This is a genomic window from Nonomuraea sp. NPDC003201, from assembly GCF_053590415.1.
In genome coordinates this window covers 18934-42609 of record NZ_JBSFTC010000070.1, presented here as the reverse complement: position 1 = coordinate 42609, position 23676 = coordinate 18934, and the positions used below count along the sequence as shown (strand labels likewise).

Genomic DNA, 23676 nt, shown 5'->3' with positions numbered 1-23676 from the left:
GGCTGCACCGCGGGCCGCTGATCAGCAGGCTCGCCGGACTCGCCCTGGTCGGGCTCGTGGTCGGCGCGATGTCGGCGAGCCTTGGGACGCTGATGGACAACGGTGGCGCCGCGGCCCGAGAGGCGCTGGCCCGGCTCGGCGGTCCCGGCACGCTCGTCGACCAGTTCCTCGCCCCCATGATGACCATGCTCGGCCTGGTCAGCGCCGGCTTCGCCATCCAGGCCGCGCTGCTGCTCAGGAACGAGGAGCGCGACGGGCGGGCCGAGCCCCTGCTGGCCACCCCGGTGCGCCGGCTGCGCTGGGCGGGCAGCCACTTCGCGTTCATACTGCTCGGCCCGGCGCTCGGGTTGATCGCCTTCGGGACGGCCGCCGGTCTGACGCACGGCCTCAACACCGATGACGTCGCCCGTGAGCTGTCCCGCCTCCTGGCCGCCGCTCTCGTGCAGCTCCCTGTGGTGTGGGTGTTCACCGGGGTCGCGTTCGCCCTGTTCGGTCTGCTGCCCCGGTTGGTCGCCGGCACGTTCGCGGTGGCCATGGTGAGCATGTTGTTCGGCTGGGTCGGCCTGGAGTTGCAGCTCGACCAGTGGGTCATCAACCTGTCGGTCTTCGAGCACGTACCGAAACTCCCCGGCGGGGTCATGACGGCCACGCCACTGATCGTCATGACCGTCGTCGCGGCGGCCCTCGTCGCGGCCGGCCTGGCCGGATTCACCCGACGCGACATGCCCACCACCTGAGCCTGGAGGACATCATGGGAGTGACCCTTCCCACCCTGACCCCGCTGCAGGAAACCCTGTGGGTGACGCTGTGCGGCCGGGCGCTCGACAGCCGCCTGCCACGCCCCATACTCGGCGACCGCATGGCCTACGAGATCATCCACAAGACCGGCTACGACCACCGCAAACTCCGCTGGAGCGCGGCCTCGGCCATCGACGTCGCCCAGCGCGCCAAGAAGCTGGACGAGGTGGCCCAGCAGTTCATGGCCCGCCACCCCGACGCGATCGGCATCGATCTGGGAGCCGGCCTCGACACCCGGGCCCTCCGCATCGACCCTCCACCCACAGCGGACTGGTACGACCTCGACTTCCCCGAAGTCGTGGACGCCCGGCACCGGGTCATCCCCGATCGGCCGCACACGCACACGATCGGCGCGGACCTGACCGAGCCCGGCTGGCTGGAGGCGCTCCCCGCCGACCGCCCCGCCGTGATCGTCGCCGACGGCGTGCTGCCCTTCCTCTCCCAGGAAGAGATGATCACGCTGCTGGACCGTCTCACCAGCCACTTTCCCAGCGGGGAGATCGCGTTCAACGTCTACACCAGATTCACCGTCTGGGCAGCGAAACACTACTCCGGCAGCCGGTTCCTGGTCCCGCTCTTCAAGTCCCCCGGCTTCGACCGCCTCGACCCCGTACGGTGGAACCCGCGACTGACCCTGATCCGGCACATCCTGCTCACTCGGGAGCCCGAGGTCGACCAGTTCCCTCCGGCCCTGCGCCTGTGGACCCGACTGTCGGCGCTCAGCGCGGCCTTCTCCAGGCTGGGCACCACGGTCGCGCACTACCGTTTCTGACGATTCCGGTCGGCGACTCACGCCGGGTCGGGTCCGGGCAGATGAGGAGCCGCAGCCGGCGCAGGAGCTCGCGCGGCAGCGACGTCAGGAGCGCGGCAAGGAAGGCTCGGTCCTCGGGCGCCGTCCGCAAGGGCGAGCGACTGTTCGACGAGGGGGACACCACCCTCCCGCTGGAGCTGATCAAGTCCGAGGGGCGTGCTGTGCCTGATCTGCCGGCCTGCCAAGGCCGGCGCACGACCTCCACTTGTGCTCCCTCCGGTAAGGCAAGTCCAAGCGCCGCTGAGGCGACGATGGGTATGGTGGGCCGGTAGGGGCCGTCGTGCTCGGTGCGTGCTCGTACGCCCCGTCACGCGCCGTCAGGACCCGGCACTGCCGGACACACAAAACGCGCTGAGGTGGCACGAACCATCACCCAGCGGCACTGCGCGACACTTAAAGATCTTGCTTCTAATCCGATGGCCGCAGTGCTCGCAACTCCGATGTCTCCGCTTTCGAGACGAGTCGAGACGAAGCTTGATCTAGTCTTTACGTTCGATCGTTTTGGCGGCCAACACTTGGTTTATCGAAAGCAGTGCGTTGCCAATCATTTGCTGAACATGTACAGAATGCCTTGTCCCCAACCTCGGTAGGGCTGGCGCACGAGTTCTGTGGACTTCGACTGCCTAATCCGATGGCTGCCGCGTTCGAATTCTGCACGTCATGCCCTTAAATCATGATGCTGACCTGCGGTAATGCGTTGATGGGCCATCTGTGTGGGACGGATTACCAGGTCACCGTGCTCGGAGTGTGCTCGCGTGCACCAGCCCTGCACAGCGTGATCGACACCGCGCTGTGGGAGGTGGGGTTGTCCTGCTCGCTGCCGGCGGCCGTCCGCCCCGGCGGTCCAGATCACGAGATGCGGTCGTCGGAGGTGAGGCAGTTCGGCTCCGTTGGCGGGGTTGACCGGTTCAGCCGGGTGCGCGGTGCTGCGTTCAGTGCGGTCCGCACGGGGGCGTGGATTCGCACCGCGGCGGCGACAACCGATGGTCGGTCGGCGGGGGATGGGCCGCCACTGCCGCGAAGAGTCCATTGACGGAGAGAGGTGACCTGGTATAGCCGACTTCGTCCGTCCCAGGCAGGGACGAGGACCAGAGTCTCCACCGATCCCGGAGCGGTTCAGATGGCGCAGGACAAGGACCTCCACGTCCTTCGACCTCTGTGAGCGGCCCAGTAGCACCAGTCAATCCGTAAGGCGGACGAAGATCAGGTAGAGCAACCGTAACGCCATGAACAGCGATCATGCCCAATCGGAACACACGCAGCAAACCGCAGGTCAACCTCATCGCCGAGTTTCTGGCACACAGGGATCTCTGCTCCTCGGTGGCTCAACCGAGGCCCGCTGCTACGGGCCCAAACCGCCTCAGCCCGCCAGTTGGTCCGCGGCGGCCTGACGACGACGTCTGCGCATCGCTCAGCACTGGCCCCTGAGTGTCAACGATCACCAATCACCTGTGCTCGAGGCATGTACGCGCCGTGTAGACGCTCTGATCAGGCACGTTCACTTACCAATGTGATCTTAGTCACTGTAACGCCTGTATGCCTGTTCTGCGAGCTGCATTGATATCGCATCACGTTCGTCCGGTTTCGAGTCGCATGGAAGGACGCCTGGGCGAGATCTAGGCCCCAATGGGCAGTTCGGCTATACAAGGAGAGATCGTCTTTATGTCGATCTTACGGCGGGCATCAGGGCACCCTCGCCTCACGATTCGCGAGCGCCCTTTCATGGCAGGAGTGGTGACGCATGACGCTTCGGCGTGCGCGAATTCGACCGACTGGCGTGATGGGGCGCAGTAGGTTCGGGTTGAAGGGCAAGGGCCGTCTGAGAGCTCGCATCACCTTAGTCGTTGCAGCTGCCTTGATCCCGAGCCTCGTTCAGATGCAGATAGAGCCGGCGGCAGCTGATCCGGTGCGCACGCGATTAGAGGTGCCGCAGTCGCCGTCGAGAGGTGCCACAAGCAGTATCCCTGTCCAGCAAACCGGCACCGCTAAGAACCTTCCGCACCTGGTCGGGCCCGAAGACACGCAGGCCAAGGTCGACACCCGCCCTGTGAAGGTCGGCAAGCGTCCCAAGGACGCGCTACCACTGGACGAGCCTCACGAGTTGGTCGATTCGTCCATCGTCGGCTTGAAATCCCCACCTTCGTTGCCCAAGAAATCAACGTCCGAGCCGGAACCTGTCGTCCGTCCCGCGGGGAGGGTGCCCGCAGTAGCTCCGGTGCTCCATCGAGCGGAAGCCCGTAATACCGTTCAGGCGGCCGCTGGAGAGCCCGTCGTGTCTTTGCTGGCCGCGGGCCCAGGTACGCCTGCCTCGGGAAGCATGATCCTTTCATCGCCGAAGCCGTGGTTCGAAGCCAAGGTGACCGATCCCAACGGGCGCACCGTGGGATTGAACGTCGAGGTCGAGCATGACCCGTCCGTTCCTGCTCAGGGCACCGGCCAGATCTGGTCGTACACCGGAGGTGCGGGCGACCCGAACGGCTCCACGGTGCGCTTCACCGCCCCATATGGCGTCCTGCATGACGGCTGGCTGATCCGCTGGCGGGCACGTGGCCACACCCCGGCAGGCACGCAGAGCCTGTACGGTCCGTGGTCGGACTGGCAGTTGGCCAAGCTGGACATCAGCAAGCCGGCCGCGTCGGAGTTGGCGGCCGGACCCGGTGGTTCCGCGGACGGCCAGTGGATCCTGTCGTCATTGACCCCGTGGTTCGAGGCCAGGGTCACTGACCCCGATGGGCGCAAGGTCGGGATCAGTGTAGAGGTCGAGCATGACCCGTCGGCCGCAGGCCAGGGCACCGGTCAGATCTGGTCGTACACCGGCGGCTCCGCCGATCCGTCGGGGTCCTACGTCTCCTCCAGCATGCCCTCTGGTCTGCTGAAGGACGGCTGGCTGATCCGCTGGCGCATCCGAGGCCTCACTCCGACAGAGACGAGCGACATTCTGTATGGCCCGTGGTCGGGCTGGCAGGCTGGCCGGGTGGACCTCAGCAAGCCCGTAGCCTCCAACCTTGCCGCCAGTCCGGGTACGACGGGTTCGGGACTGACGACGCTGAGTTCGTTGACGCCGTCGTTGGAGGCGAAGGTCTCTGATCCTGATGGGCGTACTGTCGGGATGAGTGTGGAGATTGAGCATGATCCGTCGGTTCCGTCGCAGGGGAGTGGTCGGATCTGGTCGTACACGGGGGGTGCGGGTGACCCGAATGGGTCGACGGTGCGTTTGACGGTGGGTTCGGGTGTGTTGAGGGATGGTTGGCTGGTCCGTTGGCGGGCGCGTGGCATCACCCCGTCCGGTACGCAGAACCTGTACGGCCGTTGGTCGGGCTGGCAGACGGCGCGTATCGACCTCAGCAAGCCCACAGCGTCCAACCTTGCCGCCAGTCCGGGTACGACGGGTTCGGGACTGACGACGCTGAGTTCGTTGACGCCGTCGTTGGAGGCGAAGGTCTCTGATCCTGATGGGCGTACTGTCGGGATGAGTGTGGAGATTGAGCATGATCCGTCGGTTCCGTCGCAGGGGAGTGGTCGGATCTGGTCGTACACGGGGGGTGCGGGTGACCCGAATGGGTCGACGGTGCGTTTGACGGTGGGTTCGGGTGTGTTGAGGGATGGTTGGCTGGTCCGTTGGCGGGCGCGTGGCATCACCCCGTCCGGTACGCAGAATCTGTACGGTCCGTGGTCGACGTGGCAGAGCGCTAGAGTGGACATCACCAAGCCCGCCGTGTCCGCGTTGTCGGCCGCGCCCGGCGTGTCCGGAACCACCCTTTCCACCCTGACCTCGCTGACTCCGTCCTTCGGCGCCACGGTGAGCGATGCCGAGGGACGCAACGTCGGCCTGGAAGTGGATGTCGAGCACGACCCGTCTGCTCCATCGCAGGGCAGCGGCAAGATCTGGGGCTACACCGGCGGCGCCGGCAACCCGTCAGGATCGGCCCTCCGATTCGCCATCGACTCGGGCAAATTACGTGACGGCTGGCTGATCCGCTGGCGGGCGCGCGGTCACACCCCGACCCAGAGCTCTCAGACCTTGTACGGTCCATGGTCGGTCTGGCAGACCGCTAGGGTCGAGGTCGGCAACCCGGTCGGCACGGGGCTCGGCGCCGTTCCCGCCACGCAGGGAAGTGGCCTTTGGACACTGTCCTCGCTCACCCCCTGGCTCTACTCGAAGATCACCAGCCCGAACGGCACCGCCGCGTTTCTGGGCGCTGAGATCGAGCACGACCCCTCTGAGCCCGGGCAGGGGACGGGCCTGATCTGGTCCGGTCAGGGCACCACTTCGTACGCGTCGGGCTCGAATGCCTGGGTGCAGGTGCCGTCGGGCAAGCTGACCGACGGTTGGCGGATCCGATGGCGAGTCCGAGGTGTCCCCGTGTCCGGCACAGCCGGCGCCTGGTCGGACTGGCAGTCGGCCGTGGTGACACTCACCCAGCCCGGCGTGGCCGGGGTCGGCATGACACCAGGCACGTCGGGCACCGACGGCTGGACGCTTCCGTCGCTCACTCCCTGGGTGTTCGGCAAGGTCACCTCGTCCGAGGGTCGTGCTTCCTACCTCGGGGTGGAGATCGAGCACGACCCATCCGTACCCGCACAGGGCGCGGGTCTGATCTGGTCCGGTCAGGGCACCACTTCGTACGCGTCGGGCTCGAATGCCTGGGCGCAGGTACCTGTGGCCAAGCTGACCGACGGCTGGATGATCCGCTGGCGTGCCCGAGGCGTGACCACCAACGGGATCAAGGGCCCCTGGTCGGACTGGCAGCCGGCACGGGTGAACCTGAGTGTCCCGGCCGTGGAAGCACTTGGCATGGCCCCCGCCCGGCGCAGCACAGCGTCCTGGTCCGCAACCACGCTGACACCGTCCCTATACGCCAAGGTGACCGACCCTGACAACCGCGCTTCACAGCTCAGCATTGAGGTGGAGCACGACCCGGCCGTCCCTACACAGGGCACCGGCCTGATCTACGCAGGCAAGTCCACGACTTCCTACCCCTCCGGTACGAACGCCTGGATGGCCGTCCCTACCGGCAAACTGCAGGACGGCTGGCTCTTCCGCTGGCGCGTGCGCGCCGTCACCACGACCGGTGTGAGCGGTCCCTGGTCGGAGTGGCAGTCGGGCGTCGTCACAGCTCTGCCGTTCCTCAGCTTCTCACCCGGCGCCAACAGCCAAGTGGGGACGCTGGAGCCGACGCTGTCAGCGTTCGCGCAATCGGCGAACGAGGACCCCGTCACCTACTGGTTCCAACTGTGCGCGGGTACCTCGCCGAACTGGACCTGGTGCGACAGCAGCCTCACATGGGAGAAGTCGGGCACCTGGAAGGTCTCCAACACCCGCAGCGGTGGAGCACACAAGCTGGCCTGGGGACAGACGTACTGGTGGCAGGCCAAAGCGACCTCCGGCACCACGACGGTGACCTCCTCGTGGCGGGCCTTCACCCCCACACCCGAGCAGGGCACCATCAACGCGTCCCTGGCCGCGGGCACCGACGGGCGCGCGTTCAACCACTCCTCCGGCAACTTTACGAACGCCGAGACCGACGCGTCGGTCGCCGTCGTGGGGCCGCCGTTGAACGTCACGCGCACGTACAACAGCCTCGACCCGCGCACCGGCGGGGTGTTCGGCTCGGGCTGGTCGACCCGCTGGGACATGCGCATCGAGCCGGAACCACAGACGTCGACACTGCTGGTGACCTATCCGGGAGGCGAACAGTCGCGCTTCGCCGCCAAGGGCGAGGGCACGTACGCGCCACCGTCAGGCACATTCGCCACCTTGAGCACGCTGCCCGAGGGTGGCTGGCGGCTGATGGACAAGTCCGCCACTTCGTACTGGTTCGACGCCAACGGCCGCCTCATCAAGGTGACCGACCACCGCAACCGCACCCAGGAACTGACCTACGGCAGCGATGGCAAGCTGGCCAAGGCCACCTCCCCAGGTGGCAGATCGCTCACCTTCACCTGGACGGGCAACCACGTGACCAGCGTGTCCACCGACCCGGTCGACGGAAACGCGATCACCTGGACGTACCACTATGACGGTGACAACCTCGTCAAGATCTGCCCGCCCACCTCGACCACCGCCTGTACCGTCTACACCTACGCCGGCGCCTCCCGCTACCGCAGCGCGGTCCTCGACTCCGGGCCGACTGGATATTGGCGGCTGAACGAGACCTCCACCGCCCTCGGCACGAAGATCGACAACTCGGCGCCATGGATCCCCGAACCCGGAGACGAGGCCAAGATCAGCGGCACCGCAGCAGACGCCACCCCCGCGGTCCCTGGCGCGCTGAGTGGCTCGGCGGACACCGCGATGCGCTTCAAAGGCACATCGGACTCCGCGTACATCACCCTGCCCCAGGCCGCCATCAGCGGACAGGGCGGCAACGTCGCAGTAGAAGCATGGTTCAAGACCACCAGCGCCGGCACCATCCTCGGCTACCAGAACTCCGCCTCCCGATCCCCATCGGCCTTTACCCCTGTGCTGTATGTCGGCACGGACGGCAAACTGCGCGGCCAGTTCTACACCGGCGCCCCGGCCCCGATCACCACAGCCGCCCCGGTGAACGACGGCGGCTGGCACCACGTAGTCCTGTCAGCCGCCGAGAACACTCAGACCCTTTTCCTGGATGGCCAGGTCGTGGGCACCCTGGGCGGGGAGATCACGCACGTGGGCCAGTGGGAGACACGGATCGGCTCCGGCTTCGGCTCATCCGCCTGGCCCGCGACGACCACCTCGACGGGGACCTTCTCGTTCGCGGGCGACATCGACGAGGTCGCCGTGTACGGCAAGCCGATCGGGCTCCAGCTCGTGAAGACCCACTACGCTGCCCGGTCACCGCAGTCTCAGCTGATCAAGGCCGTCGCACCATCGGGCCGCACCGAGGCGGAGAACGTCTACGCGGCCGACGGTGGACGCCTGGCCCAGCACACCGACGGCAACGGCGGCGTGTGGAAGCTGTCCGCCCCGGTGTACACGAAGGAGACCACTGTCTACATCGCCGCCACGACGACGGTGGCAGACCCGCACGGCGGGATGCTCACGTATGTGGACGACGCTCTGCACGGCAACCGGCAGGTCTCCAAGAGTGACCAACTCGGCAAGACCACCCGCTACACCTACGACACCGGCGGTTACCCCGCGAAAGTCTACGACCCCAACGGCAATGTCGTGGAGCTGGCGTACAACACTCGCGGCAACCTGCTGTCCAGGAAGACGTGTCGGACGGTGGATAGCTGCTCCAGCGAGTTCTTCAGCTATTACCTGAACATCGACAATCTGTTTGACCCGCGTAACGATCTGAGGACCGGGCATCGGGACGCCCGCTCTACGTCGGTAACCGATGAGACCTACCTGACCTCGTGGTCCTTCAACGTCTTCGGCGAGGAGACCAAGCAGACGACGCCGGCCACTCCGGACTTCCCGCAGGGCCGCTCGAAGACGGCGACGCACACCGACGGCACCGAGCCCGCCGTCGGTGGTGGGCTCACCCCAGCCGGCCTGGTGAAGTCCAGCAAGGACTTCAAAGGCAACGAGACCACTTACGCCTACACCGCCGCGGGCGACCTGGCCACGCAGACTAGCCCGACCGGCCTGGTCAAGAAGTTCGAGTACGACGCGCTCGGACGTCCGGTTACGCAGGCCGAGATCTCCGCGGCGTTCCCCGAGGGAGTCAAGACGACGATCGCCTATGACGGACTGAGCAGGATCGTCTCTCGTACAGATTCCGGGGTCAAGAACGAGGTCACTGGTGTGACGCACACCTCCCAATGGTCCGCCACCTATGACGCCGACGGCAACAAACTGACCGAGTCGCGGGCGGACCTGACCGGCGGCGACACGACGCGTACCACGACCTACACCTACGACGCCTACGGCAGACTCGAGACCAGTACCGGCCCGGAAGGCGGAGTGCAGCGCTTCGCCCACGACCACAAGGGCCAGAAGACCAGCTTCACCGACGAGCGCGGCACGACGTACCACTATGCCTACACCTCCCGCGGTGAGCTGGCCACGACCACGCTGAAGGGGTGGACCGGCAGCCCGGTGGACCCGCAACCGGCCACAGACGTGATCATGACCTCCAATGCCTACGACCCCGGTGGCAGGCTGGCCTCGCAGACGGACGTCATGGGGCGCACCACTGTCTTCACCTACTACAACGACAACCTGCCCGCCGAGCAGAGTGCCAAGGGCGCTCGGCTGAACGGCTTGGCGACGCCTCGCGATGTCGTGCTGGATTCGAGGAAGTACGACGCGGCTGGCCACATCGTCCGCCAGACGGCCGACGGCGGCACCCTCGCGGTGGCGGCAAGCTACGATGCGGCGGGTCGCATAACCAACCAGACGGTGGACCCCGATGGGCTAAAGCGCGCCACCACGTTCTCCTATGACGCAAACGGCAACGTGATCAAGACTACCCTGACCGCGCCCGGCACTGACCGCAGCGAGGTCACCGAGTACGCCTACGACAGCGGCGACCAGCTTGTCCGCAAGAGCGTGCACAACGAAGGGGCGGACCTGGTCACCACGCTGACCGTGGACGACCGCGGCCTGGTCACGGCGATCACTGACCCGCGTGGGAACCTGCCGGGCGCGGCCCCTTCCGCCTTCACCACCTCCATGACGTACGACGCGCTGGACCTGGCGGTCGAAGTGCGGTTGCCGGCGGTGAGCGTGGAGCGGGCAGGCAGCGCGCCGGTCATTCAGCGGCCGACCGCCAAAATGGGCTACAACACCTTCGGGGAGCAGACACACCAGGTGGACGCCGAAGGCAGGGTGCTGACCAGCACCCTGGATCGGGCTGGCCGCGTCGTCGCCCAGGCCACGCCGACCTACAAGCCACCGGGCGGACAGCCGATCACCCCGGTTGCCACGGCCGGTTACGACGCCGCCGGGCAACTGGTCAGCGCCACCAGTTCGCGTGGCCAGACGACCACGGCCGTCTATGACGGGCTCGGGAACAAAGTCCAGGTCACCGACCCCAAGGTGGGTCAGTCCGCGGCGGGTACCTGGACCTACACCTATGACCTGCTGGGCGAGATCCTGTCGCAGACCGCCCCGACCGCGGCCCGCTCGGAGGCCACCTACGACGACCTGGGCCGCCAGATCACCCTGAGCACCATCGAGCGTAAGCCCGCCCAGGCCGTGTACGTCACGAGAATGGAGTACGACGACGGCGACCGGGTGACCAAGACGATCCGGCCAACCGGCGATTCGACCAGCCGCGCGTACGACCCGACCGGCGCGCTGATCTCGCAGACCGACGCGTTGGGCAACGCCACGAAATTCGCTTATGACCTGGCTGGCCGCGTCGTCAAGACCACCAACCCGCTGGGCCTGGCGAATATCGCGAGCTACGACCTGGCAGGCCGCCAGATCCAGAGCCAGGACCTGGACGTCGACGGTTCGGTTCTGCGCACCAAGAAGACTGGCTACGACGCGGCAGGAAACGAGACCAGCCGGACGTCCGCGGAAGGCCACACCATCACCCGCGTCTTCGACGCAGCCAACCGGCAGGTCGAGCAGCGTGAGCCGGTCTCGCCCACCGAGCAGATCACCACGTCGTTCGGCTACGACGCGGCCGGTGCCCAGACCCGTTCCACCAGCGGCCGCGGCCACAGCACCTACACCACCTACAATAGTCTCGGCCTGCCGGAATCGGTGATCGAACCCGCCACCGCTGCCCACCCGAACCCTGCCGACCGGACTTGGACCCTCGGCTACGACGCAGTCGGCAACCCCGTGACCACCGTCGCTCCGGGAGGGGTCCGCGTCGAGCGCGTCTTCGACGAGCTGAACCGGCTGATCAAGCAGTCCGGCAGCGGCGCCGAGGCCACCACGGAGGACCTCACGTTCGGCTACGACCTGGCGGGCCGGCTGACCGCGGCGGGCGACCTGGGCTTCACCCTCAACGATCGCGGTCTGCTTCTGAAGACCACCGGTGCTGGCGGCGACCTCAACGCCTACGCCTACGACGCCAACAACCGGCTGGTCCAGCGCGTGGACACCACCGGGACATCCATATTCACCTGGGACGACGCCGACCGGCTGACCCAGTCGATGGATCCGGTCAGCGCCACTACGATCGGCTACGGCTACGATACGGCGTCCAGGCTGATCAACATGTCCTACGGCCAGTCGGGAGCGCGCCGCGCCTACACCTACGACGCCCTGAACCGGCTGACCAAGGATCAGCTCACCACCTCCGCGGGCGGTGCCATCGCGTCCGTAGAGTACGACTACGACCTGGACGACAACTTAATCACCAAGACAACGGCCGGCACGGCCAGCGCGGGGAAAAACACCTATTCCTACGACTGGTCCAACCGGCTCACCTCGTGGACCGCACCCGATGGCAACAAGACCGCTTACGAGTGGGACGCCGCGGGCAACCGCACCCGAGCCGGGAGCAAGACCTACACCTACGACGAACGCAACCGTCTCACCTCCGGAGACGGTCACACCTACACCTACACCGCACGCGGCACCCTGGCGGAAGACTCCAGCGGCATTGTCCGAATCACCAGATTCGACGCCTTCGACCGCCTCACCCAAGACAACGCCGTCACCTACGACTACGACTCGCTCGGGCGCGTCGAGACCCGCACCGAGAGCGGCCAGACCACCCGATTCGCCTACGACGGCCAATCCAACAACCTGGTCGCCATCACGGATGGCAACAACGTCAAGACCGCGTCCTACGGCCGCGACGCCCTCGGGCGCACACTGGGAATCAGCGACGGCGTCGGAGCCCAGCTCGCCTTCTGCGACCTGCGGGGCGACCTGATCGGTTCCTTCACCGCCGACGGGACGGCACTGGCCGACTCGGTGACCTACGACCCGTTCGGCGAGGTGGTGACCCGTACCGGCAACGCTCACGCGCTCGGCTACCAGGGCGCCTACACCGACCCCAGCACCGGGAAGACCAACATGGCCGCCCGCTGGTACCAGGCGGGTACGGGAAGCTTCGTCTCACGCGACACACTCACCCAGAACGCCGACCCCTCGGTCCAACTGAACCGGTACGCCTACGCCAACGCCAACCCGCTGACCAACATCGACCCCGATGGTCACAAGTCGGTGTCGAAGGTCATGAAGGCGGCGAAGGCGACCACCAAGAAGACGACCCCGCTCACGTTGAGCTCCTGCAAGAGCAAATTCGGTGCCAAGCCCTGTGCAGAGGTGAAGCAGGACCATCCCGAGTGCGTGGAGTACTACGGAACCAAGGGCTGTAAGAAGGTTGAGAACGTTTACCTCCAATGCCGTCAGAAGCAGACGCAAACGAAGTGCGAGCAGCAGGAGATCCGCGCCGAATGCGCCAGCGGCGCACGCCACCAGCCGTACGAGAGCACGACGTGCAAGTACACCGTCGCGGACTATACGGCCTGCCGCAAGAATAATCTGCGGGGTGAGTGCCGTGACGGGGCCTTCGTCTACGCCGGCTGCCTGGCGGGTGGTTATGGCAGGGACAAATGCGGTGAAGGCAGCGACATATACCAGAGTTGCCGGGCGGCGAATCGCTCCAACCGCTCCTGGTCCCGGGAGATGTGCAGCAACGAGGAGTTGATCCATCGAGACTGTCGAGTACGCAACGATAGCAAGACGTGCGAATACGTGGCGGGATCGTACGAGGACTGCCGGATGCGTAGCAAGCGCGGACACGATGGCTGCAAATTCCTCGCCGACAACTACTTCTCCTGCAGGTCCTCCAAGTCCTATGGCAAGCACGACGACTGGTTCTGCAGAGGTGTCCAGGAATCGCTGAGCTTCTGCGTGAAGGACACCAGTAACAGCATGAGCCGGTGCGCGGACGTGCCGAAGATATACATGGAGTGCGCCAAGAAGAATGGGCAGGCGGGATGCGTCTCCGAAGACGACAGGGGGGCCAGGGGCAGCACCTGTGACCCGGCCAAGGACATCACCGACGCGCTCACCTATTCCTGCGACATCTACCTCTCGACTCAGCAAGTCAATCTGCTCAACGTAGTGTTGGCCGGCGTGGGCACCGTCGCGGGACTCTGTGCGATGTCTGTCGCGCTCGCCCCGGTGTGCGGCTACGTCACCGCAGTCGTCGCCATCGCCGCCACCGCGATCAACGTCGCCAACAGCAAGGGGCGCGGAGTCGTCATCACCTATCAGTCGATCATGGGAAACGAATCGGTCACTGTGAAGTCGCAATGATGGAGAAGTCATGATGTCGGTCTGGCGCACGATCCTCCTGATCGGCTGCGTCCTGATGGCGCTGTCCGCGGTCATATCTTGGGCGGCGCTGCCCCAAGGAGCGCCGGGTGCTTTTCCGATCTTCCTGATCGGCGCGGTCTTGGCGGTCGTAGGCGCGTTCAGTCGGCTCATCGCCAGGAAGGACGGAGAGGGCGATCACGAGGGCGACGCGGACTGATCGATGCCTCGTGAAGCCCTGCATCATAAAACTGAGAAGCGCACAAGCTGGCAGCGGCGCTTGGTAGTCGCCTTGCTCTACTTATTATGGCGGCGGGATTGGAATGATGCGGTGACCCGTCCGCTTTTGGCAGGCTTGTTGGATCCTGGGCGCCACAATTTGAGTGATTGCTCAAATTGTGGAACCGGAGTTTTGGTGCGCCCTGCGAAGCCTGAGATCAGACGTGGTGACTGAATTGTGAGACCTGCAGCCGCCGTGCTCCGTGCGTGCTCGTACGCTCCGTCACGTGGCGTCAGGGCCGGGCACCGCCTGACACGCGATGTATGTAGAGTCGGCACGAACTACTATCAAACGGCACTGTGCGACACTAAAAGATCTTGCTTCTAATCCGATGGTCGCAGTGCGCGCAACTCCGATGTCTGTGCTTTCGAGACGAGTCGAGACGAAGCTTGATCTAGTCTTTACGTCCGATTGCGTTGGCAGCCAATACTTGATTTATCGAAAGCAGCGCGTTGCCAATGGTTTGCTGAACATGTACAGAATGCCTTGTCTCAAACTTCGGTAGGGCTCGCGCACTAATTCTGTGGACTTCGACTGCCTAATCCGACGGTCGCAGGTTCGAATCCTGCAGGGCGCGCTTTGATCATGTCCTGACCTGCAGTTATGCGGGATCGGATGCGTTCTAGAATTTTCGTCTAGCGGTTGCGTGCTCCGTGCGTGCTCGCGCGCACCAAACCCGCAAACACCATGATCAACATCAGCGCTCTGGAACTTGTAGCGCGTCAAACTCGCGCGTAGGGCTTGGCCTGGGGTTTCTCCAACGTAGCTATGCGGCTCGGCGGTACTCGTTGATCGCTCCTCCGAGTACTTCGTGGCGTTCGATCTGGCCCTCCATGGACACCACCGCCTGTTCGTTTTGATCGGGTGGTCGACTCTGCTGGTTAACTCGTTTCAGGCGGTCAGGGCTGGTTCGAGTCGGGCCAGGTGGCTGATGCGCTTCCGGTCCACGGGGGCCATTCCACCAGGCGTTCAGCCGGATGAGGTTGACGGCGATGGCGGAGACGACGTGTTGGAGGTGGACTTTCTTGATGCCGCGGTAGCGGGCGCGGCGCAGGCCGGTGACCGTGGCGGCTTGATGGATGGTGGCTTCGATGCCGCATCGGAGGGCGTATTGGTCGTGCCAGGCGGGGGTGGTCTGTTCGGCGCGGGCGGTGTCGAGGGTTTCCTGGATCGCGCGGGGGTGCAGGGTGAGGTGGCGGCCGCTGCGCTGGGCGCTGGTGCATAAGGCCCGGACGGGGCAGGGGCGGCAGGTGCTGAGCGGGAAGGCGGCCACGATCATCGGCTGTTCCTTTTGCCGGCAGGGTGTCCAGGAGGTGCTGGTCTGTCCTTGCGGGCAGGTGACCTGTCGATGCTCCCAGTCGATGGTGAAGGCGGTGCGGTCGTAGCCGTTGCGGGTGCGGGCCTGCACGGAGTTGTCGCTCCGCAATGGGGTGATCAGCGCCATCTGATGCAGCTCACGGGCTTGGACGATCAGTTCGGCGGAGGAGTAGCCGGCATCCAGGTAGTGCTCGGCGGGCAGGAGACCGCGCCGGGCCAGGTGCTGGTGAATGACCTCGGTCATCGCCGTGTCGGGCACGGTGGCGTCGGTGGTCGCGACGTTCGTGATCAGATTCGGCAGCCTCGTGTCGGAGCCGGTGACGAGGTCGGTGCCGCCGGCCTCGGCGACGATGTCGTGGGTGTCGGCGCTGCGGTGACAGGTTTCGCTGATGTGCACCTTGTAGCCGTTCCACATCAGCTCGCTGCCGTTGGCCGCCCAGCGGGTGTCGAGGTCGTATGGGGAGGCCAGCCGGTATCTGCCCGGCGGCAGGCCCTCGCCACCCTGGTTGAGGTCCTGCCGCCGTTTGATCACCTGCCGTCCCCGCCGGTCGGTGCTGCGGACATAGTGCTGGATCAGCATGATGCGCAGCGTGTCGACGGCCGGTAGGTGGCGCAGCCAGGCCGGGGAGAACGGCGCATACACGGCTTCGAGCAGGGCATATCCGTCAGCCCCGTAGACCCGCGCGAGTTCTTCCTGTTTGGACTTGGAGGTGGGCATCCGCCAGGAATCAGCCCGCAGTTCATAGCGGTCGGCCCAGCCGGGCACTTCCAGCACCTGCCGCACCCAGCCGGGTGCGGCCACCGCCAGCGCTTCCAATGCCGCCCGCACGCATTCCCCGGCCAACTCCACCCGGTTCACATCCCGCACCGCGGAGATCACGTGTGTGGAGTCGGTGCGCTGCTTGCCGCCCGCCGCCAGCAACCCTCGCTCCTGTAACGCCGACAAAAGCAGATCCAGCGGCTTGTCCTCCAGCTCGTGAGCGATCACCCGCGAGCGGAATTCACTCAGCACGCTGGCGTCGAAGCCCGGGTCGTCCAGGCTCAGGCCGAGCGCGTACTTCCAGGTCAGGTCAGTGGCAACGGCCTCGGCGGCCTGCCGGTCAGTGAGGTTGTCCACCCGCTGAAACACCGTGATCAACGCCAGCCGACCCGGTGACCAGCCCGGCCTGCCCTCCTTGCCGAAGGCGCCCGCGAACGCCGCATCGGCGAACACCTCGCCGAGCTCATCACGCACCCGCACCGGTAACGGCACCTGCCGCTTGCCCCGGTAGATGGCCCGGATCGCCGCGGCGACCTCGGGCGCTGGCTCCGGCCACGGCATCGGCTGCATCGACACGGCCACCTCTATCCATCCCGCAGCCAGGACAAATGCGACGGCTGCTCCCACGGGCGTGATCAAGGGCAGAAGCCATCAGATCACGAACCAGCCGACACCGCGGGAGTTAACCAGCAGAGTCCAGCAGGACGGGCGTGTCGTCACCAGCGGTGGTCCTGGTGATAGATTACCTTGCCGTTCGCACGGTGACGCGCGGACGCTGCAGCACTTGTACACCTTGCTACCTGATGCGAACGAAGGAGTAGTACGCCAGGGACAGCACCGCGAAGGCGACGAAGAAGGACAGCATCTCCCACACCGCCGGCCAGTTGAACTCCATGACCTTTTCGGACTCCTCGCCGTACACGATGTGGACGAAGGCGAGCAGCGCCGCTAGGACGGTCGCCCCCCACAGCGGCCAGCTCCACCGGCTGAGCTTGTACCCGTCGAGGAACGGCAGCGGGATCAGCCCGAACAGCACGCTCTGCACGCCCATCACGAAGACCGTGGCGAAGACGGCGTCAGCCAGGAGCGTCGTCGGATCGGCACTCGCTCGCAGTGCCTCGTCGTGCGACGGGATCCAGGCGAGCCAGGCCACCAGGCTAAGCAGCAGCGTGGCGACCGCGGCCACAAGGACGGCGCGTGCGCGGACCTTGTCATCACCCCGCTCAACCGCCGTCTTGCCGTCCGGCAGAAAGACGAAGACCGTGATCAGCCCGTATACGTAGCCGGGGTGGAGATCCAGCCACCGCGACGCGAGCGCGCACACGGCGGCGACGGCCAGGCCACCCGGAAGCACCCGGAACGAACCGGGCTCGCCGGTCAGCCAGCGCGTACACACCTCGTTCACGACGGTGAACGTCAGCGTGGTCGCCGCGAACGCGATGAGGAACGCCAGAGCGGTCCGGCCGGTCCGGTCATCCGGCGGCGCGACCAGTGTGAGGAGCCCGGCCCCGGCGGCGCAGGAGGCGGCGAACTGCACGACGACCGGAATCTTGCCCAGGGAGTCCCGCAGGCGGCGGAGCTTCCGGGAGCGGGTGCCGACGCCCCTGCTGTTCTCGTAGGCCTTGTTGAAGATCTCCGCGGGGAAGCCGAGCAGGAGCATGATGATCGCGCCGATCACCAAGGATCCGACGATGTGGTCGATCCGTGTCGAGACCTCGCCCGGGCCCCTGATCGAGGCCGCGAGTTCGGACCTGACCCAGACCTCGGGGATGGTGTAGGCGGCGGAGGCCGTGGCCAGGCCGGCGCAGACCAGTTCGACCGTGTAGGTGCCGTGACCCCTATCGGGAACAGTGAACTCGCCTCCCGCGGGCACGGTCCCGAGAGCCTTCAAGGGTCGGGTCTCCTTGTCGAAGTGCAGGCTCGGGGAGATGCACGGGGCCGGGAACCCGTGGCCGATCGCGGTCACCCGGGAACCCGGCGGGCCCTTGCCGCGGACCAGTTCCAGGGTGGCCTCGGTGGTCGGCAGGATGTCGAACTGTTCGTGACTGATCAGTTCTGGGTTGTCCGGGCAGCGGGCCACCACGTCATGGCGGCCGTCGGCCAGGTCTGATGGGACCGTCGTCTCGATGGTGAAGGCGCCGTCGACCGGCATCACCTTCGTGGGGGTGCGGTCCGACCAGGCGAGGTCCACCTGGGGGCAGGCGAAGTCGGTGCCTTCTACGCGCACCCGGTCGCCGCGCTCACCATGGCCGACGTGGAGCCGGAGCGTGGGGATCTCCGGGCGAGGGGACCAGGTTGGCTCGGGTGAGTGGCCCGAGTCAGGCGGGGGGCTCGGATCAGGTGAGGGGGTCGGGCGGGGCGAGTGGGCTGTCGGCCTGTCAGCGACCTCGACGCTGAGCTGGGTCCGTCCGGTACGCAGCCCGTCCGCCGAACAGGCCACCTCAATCGTGCGTACCCCCGGCTTCGCATCCCACGCCACCACGAGCCGCGCCGAGAACCTCCCATCACCCCCGACCGCCCGGGTGAGAACCTCCGCTCCCCACATGAACACCACGTCGCCACCCGCCCCTGCCCGGTCACCGCAGTCGTAGCCGGTGCCGGTCAGATCAACCTGCGCACCGGCCATGGCCCGGCCCGGGTGTACGGCAAGCCGAGGCTCGCGGGGCACGACGTCGAAGTCCGCGGTCAGCCGCTCCCGCCCGCAGTCCATGACGATCTGGCGCCGGCCGAAACGGGAATCGGCAGGCACCGCCACACTGGTAGAGAAGATCCCGCCGGCCACGGTGACCGGCTGTTTCGCCTGCTCGCCGTCCCAGGAGAGGCTGCCTGCCGTACAGTTGAGGCCGGTTCCGTTCACGGTCACCCGGCTGCCTGCCGTACCGGTCGAGGGGGTCCGGGCCAGGGCCGGACGGCTCGGGATCGTGAAGGTGGTGGTCACCACCTCCTTTTTTCTGGCGTCGCAGAACGCCTCGATCCGGTGCTCCCCAGGCTTCAGGTCGGCGGGCAGCGGCAGCGTGTCGGTGAAGGCGCCGTCGGAGGCCACCGATGTGGAGCGCACGACGGTTCCGTCGACGGCGAAGCGCAGCGGCCCGGCGCGCTGTCCGGCCTCGGAGCCGCAGGAGAAGCCCTTTCCCGCGATCCGGAGCTCCGAGCCCGCGGCGATCTGGGAGACGAGGTCGAGGCCAGGGACGTTGATCGGAATCCGCGCGACCGACCCTTTCAGCTCGGGGCAGCCGACGAACACCTCGATCTCGCCGGGACCGGCCTGGACCTTCGGCACCTGGATCGTGACGGTCACCCGGCCGTCCTCACCCGCCTTGTCCTGGGCCTTCTGGCCCGCCCATGAGAGGGTCACCATGGGCGGCGGGGTCAAGGAGTCCATGCAGACGAACCCGGATCCGCTGACGGTGACGGAGGAGCCGGGAGCCGCCATGACCGCGTCCGTGCCGACGTCGATCAGGGTGAAGATACGCTCACCGCTAATGGCTCGCTTCTCGCACCTGATCGTGACCCGGTGCTTGCCCGGGCTGCCCTGCGGCGCGGCAAAGGTCACGGAGGACCTCGACTCGGCTGAGAACGACAGGTATGTCACCGAGCTGTTCTCCTGCCACGTCGCCGTGTAGGTGGTGTCGCAGGCGCCCGCCACCGTGGCGGTCACCTGGGTGCCCGCCACACCCCAGCTCGGACTGAGGTTGACCTCCGTCGCCGGGAAGGCGACCGCTGACATCGCGGCGAGAACGATCCCTATCCAGCCTCGCATGCCGACTCCTCCCCAAACGGCGCTTCGCAGGAGAGGAGGGTGGGAGGAGCCGCCAAATACCGATGTATCGGGAGACCTGCCCGCTGCTCCTCCTCAGTAGCCACAAACAGGAGGAGGGGACGGAGATGGATGTCGCGGACGTGGTTCTGGAAGGCGGCGGGGTCAAGGGGCTCGCGCTGGTCGGAGCGCTCCAGGCGCTGCACGACCACGGCTACCGTTTCGGCTCGGAGGGACGGGTCGCCGGCACCTCGGCCGGCGCGATCGTGGGGTCGCTGCTGGCCGCCGGGATGCCCGTGCCGGAGGCGGTCGATTTGATGCGGAAGACCGATCTGCGGCGCTTCCAGGACGACCCGCCGTTCGGCCCGATCGGGAAGGGCGCAGGGCTGCTGTTCCGGCTCAGCCTGCACTCCGGGGACGAGCTGCACAGGTGGATCGAGGGGAGCCTCGCCGAGAGGAACGTGCGGACATTCCGCGACCTGCGGCTCAACGACCCCAAGAGCGACCTGGCTGACGATCATGCCTACAAGCTCGTGGTCATCGTGTCGGACGTGACGAGCGGGCGCATGATCCGGCTGCCCTGGGACTACCGGCGCTATGGGCTGGCCCCGGACGAGCAGCCGGTCGCCGACGCGGTGCGCGCCTCGGCGGCGATCCCCTTCTTCTTCCGCCCAGTCGAGGTGCCCATCGAGGGGCAACCGCCCGTGGTGTTCACCGACGGCGGAATGTTGTCCAACTACCCGATCACCATTTTCGACCGGAAGGACGGCAAGAAGCCGCGCTGGCCCACCTTCGGGATCCGGCTGTCCTCGCCGCCCAACGGCACCAGCCTGATCACCGGACGCAAGTCCATCGCCGGGCCGATCAGCCTGCTCAAGGCCCTCGTCGACACCACGGTCAGCGCGCATGACCGGATGATCGTCGACGAACCCGCGATCCAGGCGCGGACGATCTTCGCCGATCCCGGCGATATTAGAGCCACCGATTTCGACCTGCCGCGCGACGCCCAGGACCGGCTCTTCGAGAGCGGCCGCCGGGCCGGCAACGCGTTCCTGAACGAGTGGGACTTCGAGGAGTACCTCGCAAGCTACCGCCAGCCGGTCTCAGCCTGACCCGAGCGCAAGGAAGGACCAGCCCGTGGCCAGGGCGACCGGATCCGAACCCGCGGCGAGCCGCGCGTCACGCAGGGCGGCGGGCAGGCTCGAACCGGCACGCAGCCGACGGTGCAAAGCGACCATCAAGGGCACCGCGGCCAGGTCGTTGACCGGGACCACACTGGCGACGATCCCGGCGGTGCCGAGCTGGATCAGGGAGGCGGCCAGGCCCAGCAGTTCGTCGGAGCCGATCGCGGCGACCTGGCCGGAGTCGCAGCTCGACAGGATGACCTGGCGGGGTGCCCGGTGCAGCCGTTCCAGGTCGTAGACCATCAGCGGGCCGTCGTCGAGGCGTAACGCGGAGAACTGTGGGCTGTCGTCGCGGAAGGTCCCGTGCGCCGCGATGTGCACCAGGTCCGCCCCGTCCATGGCCGCGAGCACACGGGCCGCGGTCGCGGTTCCGTCGCCGAGCACGACCGCAGGCGACACGCTCGCGTAGTCGGCGGCGATCCGCAGCACCTCCTCCCCGTGGGAGGCCAGGCCCGGGCCGTGGACCAGGACGACGCCCTGTCCATGGGGCACCAGGCCCAGGTCGCTCGCCGGCATGACGCCCTCTCCGCCCTCGGTGGAGTCCCGCGCACGCAGCCAGGACGCCGCCGAGGGCGCCACGCTCATGACCCGGTCCCGCAGGGCGGGCAGCAGTGCCCAGGGCGCGGCGTGCAACCGTCCGGGCGGGACGACGATCACATCACGGTCGCCGAGGTGGGCGAGCGCCTCCCCGAGCAGCGTGCGTTCCAGCACCAGAGAGCCGGTCTCCACCTGCTTGAGGATCTCCTCGGGAGCCAGCCTGGAGCGCCCGTGCGCCAGCCGGGAGAGCCCGAACCGGACGCTGTGGATCTGCGTCACCGCCCGGTCGAGCCGGCCGGCGGGAAAGCGCCGCACCAGGCCGGAGCCGCAGAGCAGCACGTGCAGCTCACCGTCCACGTCGGCCAGTTCGAGGAGGATGTCGTCGCCCAGTCTGGCCAGCAGGGCGGGTACGTCGAAGTCGGCAGGGGCCGGCGTGCCGGAGGCTCGGGTGCGCAGCGCTCTGGCCCTGGCCGCCCGCTCCAGCCGGAGCTGCTCGGCCTGGAGCGCCCCGGTCGGCAGCCCCTGGGCACGCACGTCGACAAGCCTGCTGGAGATCATCCGCACTGCGGCCAGGTCCGCCTGGAGCTCTTCGTCGTCGGGCGGCCGCGCCGAATGGATCGACAGGGCGCCAGCGCGCCATCGCTCGCACCAGGTCAGCAGCAGGCGTGGCCGATCGAGCCGCAACGCGTGCCGCTGGCCCAGCCCGGCGAGCTGGGCGCCGAGGGTGGTGGCCTGCGCCCGCAGTTCCGACGAGCCGAGTGTCTCCCGGTGCTCGTCGATCACCTCCAGGCCGCGCCTGCACGCCCGCATGAGGCGCCGTGTGTTGCCGGCCGCCTCCGCCAGCAGCGCCTCCGCCAGCCAGCCCACCGTACGGGTCTGAGCCGGACCGCTCCACCGCGCCCGGGCGGCCGCGCTCAGGTACTGCTCCGCCACTGCCGCCCGGCCGAGAGCCAGCGCCAGGCGGCCCGCCACCAGGCGGCCGAGGGGCAGATCGGAAGACGACAGGTCGGCCAGCTCGGCGGCGCATTGGACCGCGGTCGCCAGGAGAGCGGCGGTGGGTGGCCCCGCAGCGAGCTCCGCTCGCACCAGGACGAGCCGGGCATGGCTCTGCCACCAGCGCCTGCGCTGGTTCCCGAAGAGCCCGATCGCCGTGGCGGCGCGGTCGAGGGCCACCTGTGGACGTCCCGCCGCCAGCGCGCAGTCGGCGGCCAGCAGCGTCAGCTCGGCCAGCTTCGAGGGCTGCCCATGGACCCGTTCCAGCCGTTCGATCGCGGAGTCCGCCTCGATGAACGCCTCCTGCGCCAGGCCCGCCGCCAGCAGCGCGCGGCACCTGTGCGCGCTCAGGCTCGGATCCGACACCCCGAGCCGCTCGAAGCGTTCCGCCGCGGCGTCGAAGCAGGCCAGGGCGGTGGGCAGGTCGCCGATGTGCAGGGCCAGAACGCCCCGGTGCGCTACGGCGTCCGCCGATTCGAGCTCCTGCCCGGTGGCGCGAAACATCTCCTCCGTCTGTCCAAGGTCGGCCGCTGCCTGCCGTACCGACCCCAGGGCGAGATGGCAGAAGGCGCGCTCGGTGAGGGCCCTGGCCTCCCACATCCGGTCACCGGCCAGCCGCAGCACGGCGATGGCGCCGTTGAGGTCGGCCAGCGCCTCCCGATAGTGGCCCAGCACCACGAGAACGCCGCCGCGTCGCAACTGGATCCGGCCCCGCAGCCGACCAGCGGAGTTCAGGACGGCCAGGTCGAGCGCCTTTCTTCCCGCTGTCGTACGGCCGGCGAAAACGAGTGCGACCCCGAGGGTGGCCAGGACGTCGGCCTCGCGGTCGGCCGAGCGTGACAGCCGGGCCAGCCGCCGGGCCGTGCGCAGCTCGTCCACGGCCGCGTCGATGTCACCGAACTCGCGCAGAACGATCCCGATGGCCTGCCGGGCCACCGACGCCTCGAACGGGGGCGGATCCCGGCCGAGGAGCTGTCGCGCCTGTTCGAGGGCCTGGTGGGGGCGGGACAACGCCAAAGGGAGGAGGTCGGCTGTTCCGTTCCACACCGGGTCGGCCATATCCCGACATTCCATGA

Annotated in this window: 7 protein-coding genes and 1 pseudogene; 5 read left to right on the top strand and 3 right to left on the bottom strand. The window is 67.2% G+C overall.

Translation table 11 applies throughout. The annotated features are described in order from the left end of the window. The 4 genes and pseudogenes from ACWDX9_RS24600 to ACWDX9_RS24585 form a co-directional block, all read left to right on the top strand. Positions 1-737, top strand: a pseudogene (locus ACWDX9_RS24600) (ABC transporter permease); the annotation flags it as partial. Positions 738-751: 14 nt separating this feature from the next. Then, the gene (locus tag ACWDX9_RS24595) at positions 752-1570 is read left to right on the top strand and encodes a class I SAM-dependent methyltransferase (protein WP_449957669.1); all 819 of its coding nucleotides are present in this window, start codon (positions 752-754) and stop codon (positions 1568-1570) included. A gap of 1915 nt (positions 1571-3485) precedes the next feature. Next, complete coding sequence (locus ACWDX9_RS24590) at positions 3486-13775, top strand: RHS repeat-associated core domain-containing protein (protein ID WP_449957667.1); 10290 nt, start codon at positions 3486-3488, stop codon at positions 13773-13775. 10 nt (positions 13776-13785) lie between these two features. Beyond that, the gene (locus ACWDX9_RS24585; protein WP_449957666.1) at positions 13786-13992 is read left to right on the top strand and encodes a hypothetical protein; all 207 of its coding nucleotides are present in this window, start codon (positions 13786-13788) and stop codon (positions 13990-13992) included. An 826-nt stretch (positions 13993-14818) separates the two neighbouring features. On the opposite strand, the gene ACWDX9_RS24580 is transcribed toward ACWDX9_RS24585, so the two are convergent. Continuing rightward, on the bottom strand, positions 14819-16768 hold the full coding sequence (locus ACWDX9_RS24580; protein WP_449957665.1) for an IS1182 family transposase: 1950 nt from the start codon (positions 16766-16768) through the stop codon (positions 14819-14821). Between the two features lie 157 nt (positions 16769-16925). Then, positions 16926-19889 carry an FGLLP motif-containing membrane protein gene (locus ACWDX9_RS24575; RefSeq protein ID WP_449957663.1) on the bottom strand — a complete coding sequence of 988 codons (2964 nt, stop codon included), beginning with the start codon at positions 19887-19889 and terminating at the stop codon, positions 16926-16928. A 125-nt stretch (positions 19890-20014) separates the two neighbouring features. On the opposite strand from ACWDX9_RS24575, the gene ACWDX9_RS24570 reads away from it, so the two are divergent. After that, positions 20015-20998: a patatin-like phospholipase family protein gene (locus ACWDX9_RS24570; protein WP_449957661.1), complete on the top strand. Its 984-nt coding sequence runs from the start codon at positions 20015-20017 to the stop codon at positions 20996-20998. Here ACWDX9_RS24570 and ACWDX9_RS24565 read toward each other — a convergent pair. Next, entirely contained in the window at positions 20990-23659 is a 2670-nt protein-coding gene (locus tag ACWDX9_RS24565; RefSeq protein WP_449957659.1) for a CHAT domain-containing protein, read from the bottom strand. The two genes, ACWDX9_RS24570 and ACWDX9_RS24565, sit on opposite strands and share 9 nt — an antisense overlap. Positions 23660-23676: the final 17 nt, after the last annotated feature.

What these genes read in the sequence shown, in the direction of transcription:
- ACWDX9_RS24565 (WP_449957659.1), bottom strand. Translation starts at nt 23,659, where the DNA reads ATGGCCGACCCGGTGTGGAACGGAACAGCCGACCTCCTCCCTTTGGCG.
- ACWDX9_RS24590 (WP_449957667.1), top strand. Translation starts at nt 3,486, where the DNA reads ATGCAGATAGAGCCGGCGGCAGCTGATCCGGTGCGCACGCGATTAGAG.
- ACWDX9_RS24595 (WP_449957669.1), top strand. Translation starts at nt 752, where the DNA reads ATGGGAGTGACCCTTCCCACCCTGACCCCGCTGCAGGAAACCCTGTGG.
- ACWDX9_RS24570 (WP_449957661.1), top strand. Translation starts at nt 20,015, where the DNA reads ATGGATGTCGCGGACGTGGTTCTGGAAGGCGGCGGGGTCAAGGGGCTC.
- ACWDX9_RS24575 (WP_449957663.1), bottom strand. Translation starts at nt 19,889, where the DNA reads ATGCGAGGCTGGATAGGGATCGTTCTCGCCGCGATGTCAGCGGTCGCC.
- ACWDX9_RS24585 (WP_449957666.1), top strand. Translation starts at nt 13,786, where the DNA reads ATGATGTCGGTCTGGCGCACGATCCTCCTGATCGGCTGCGTCCTGATG.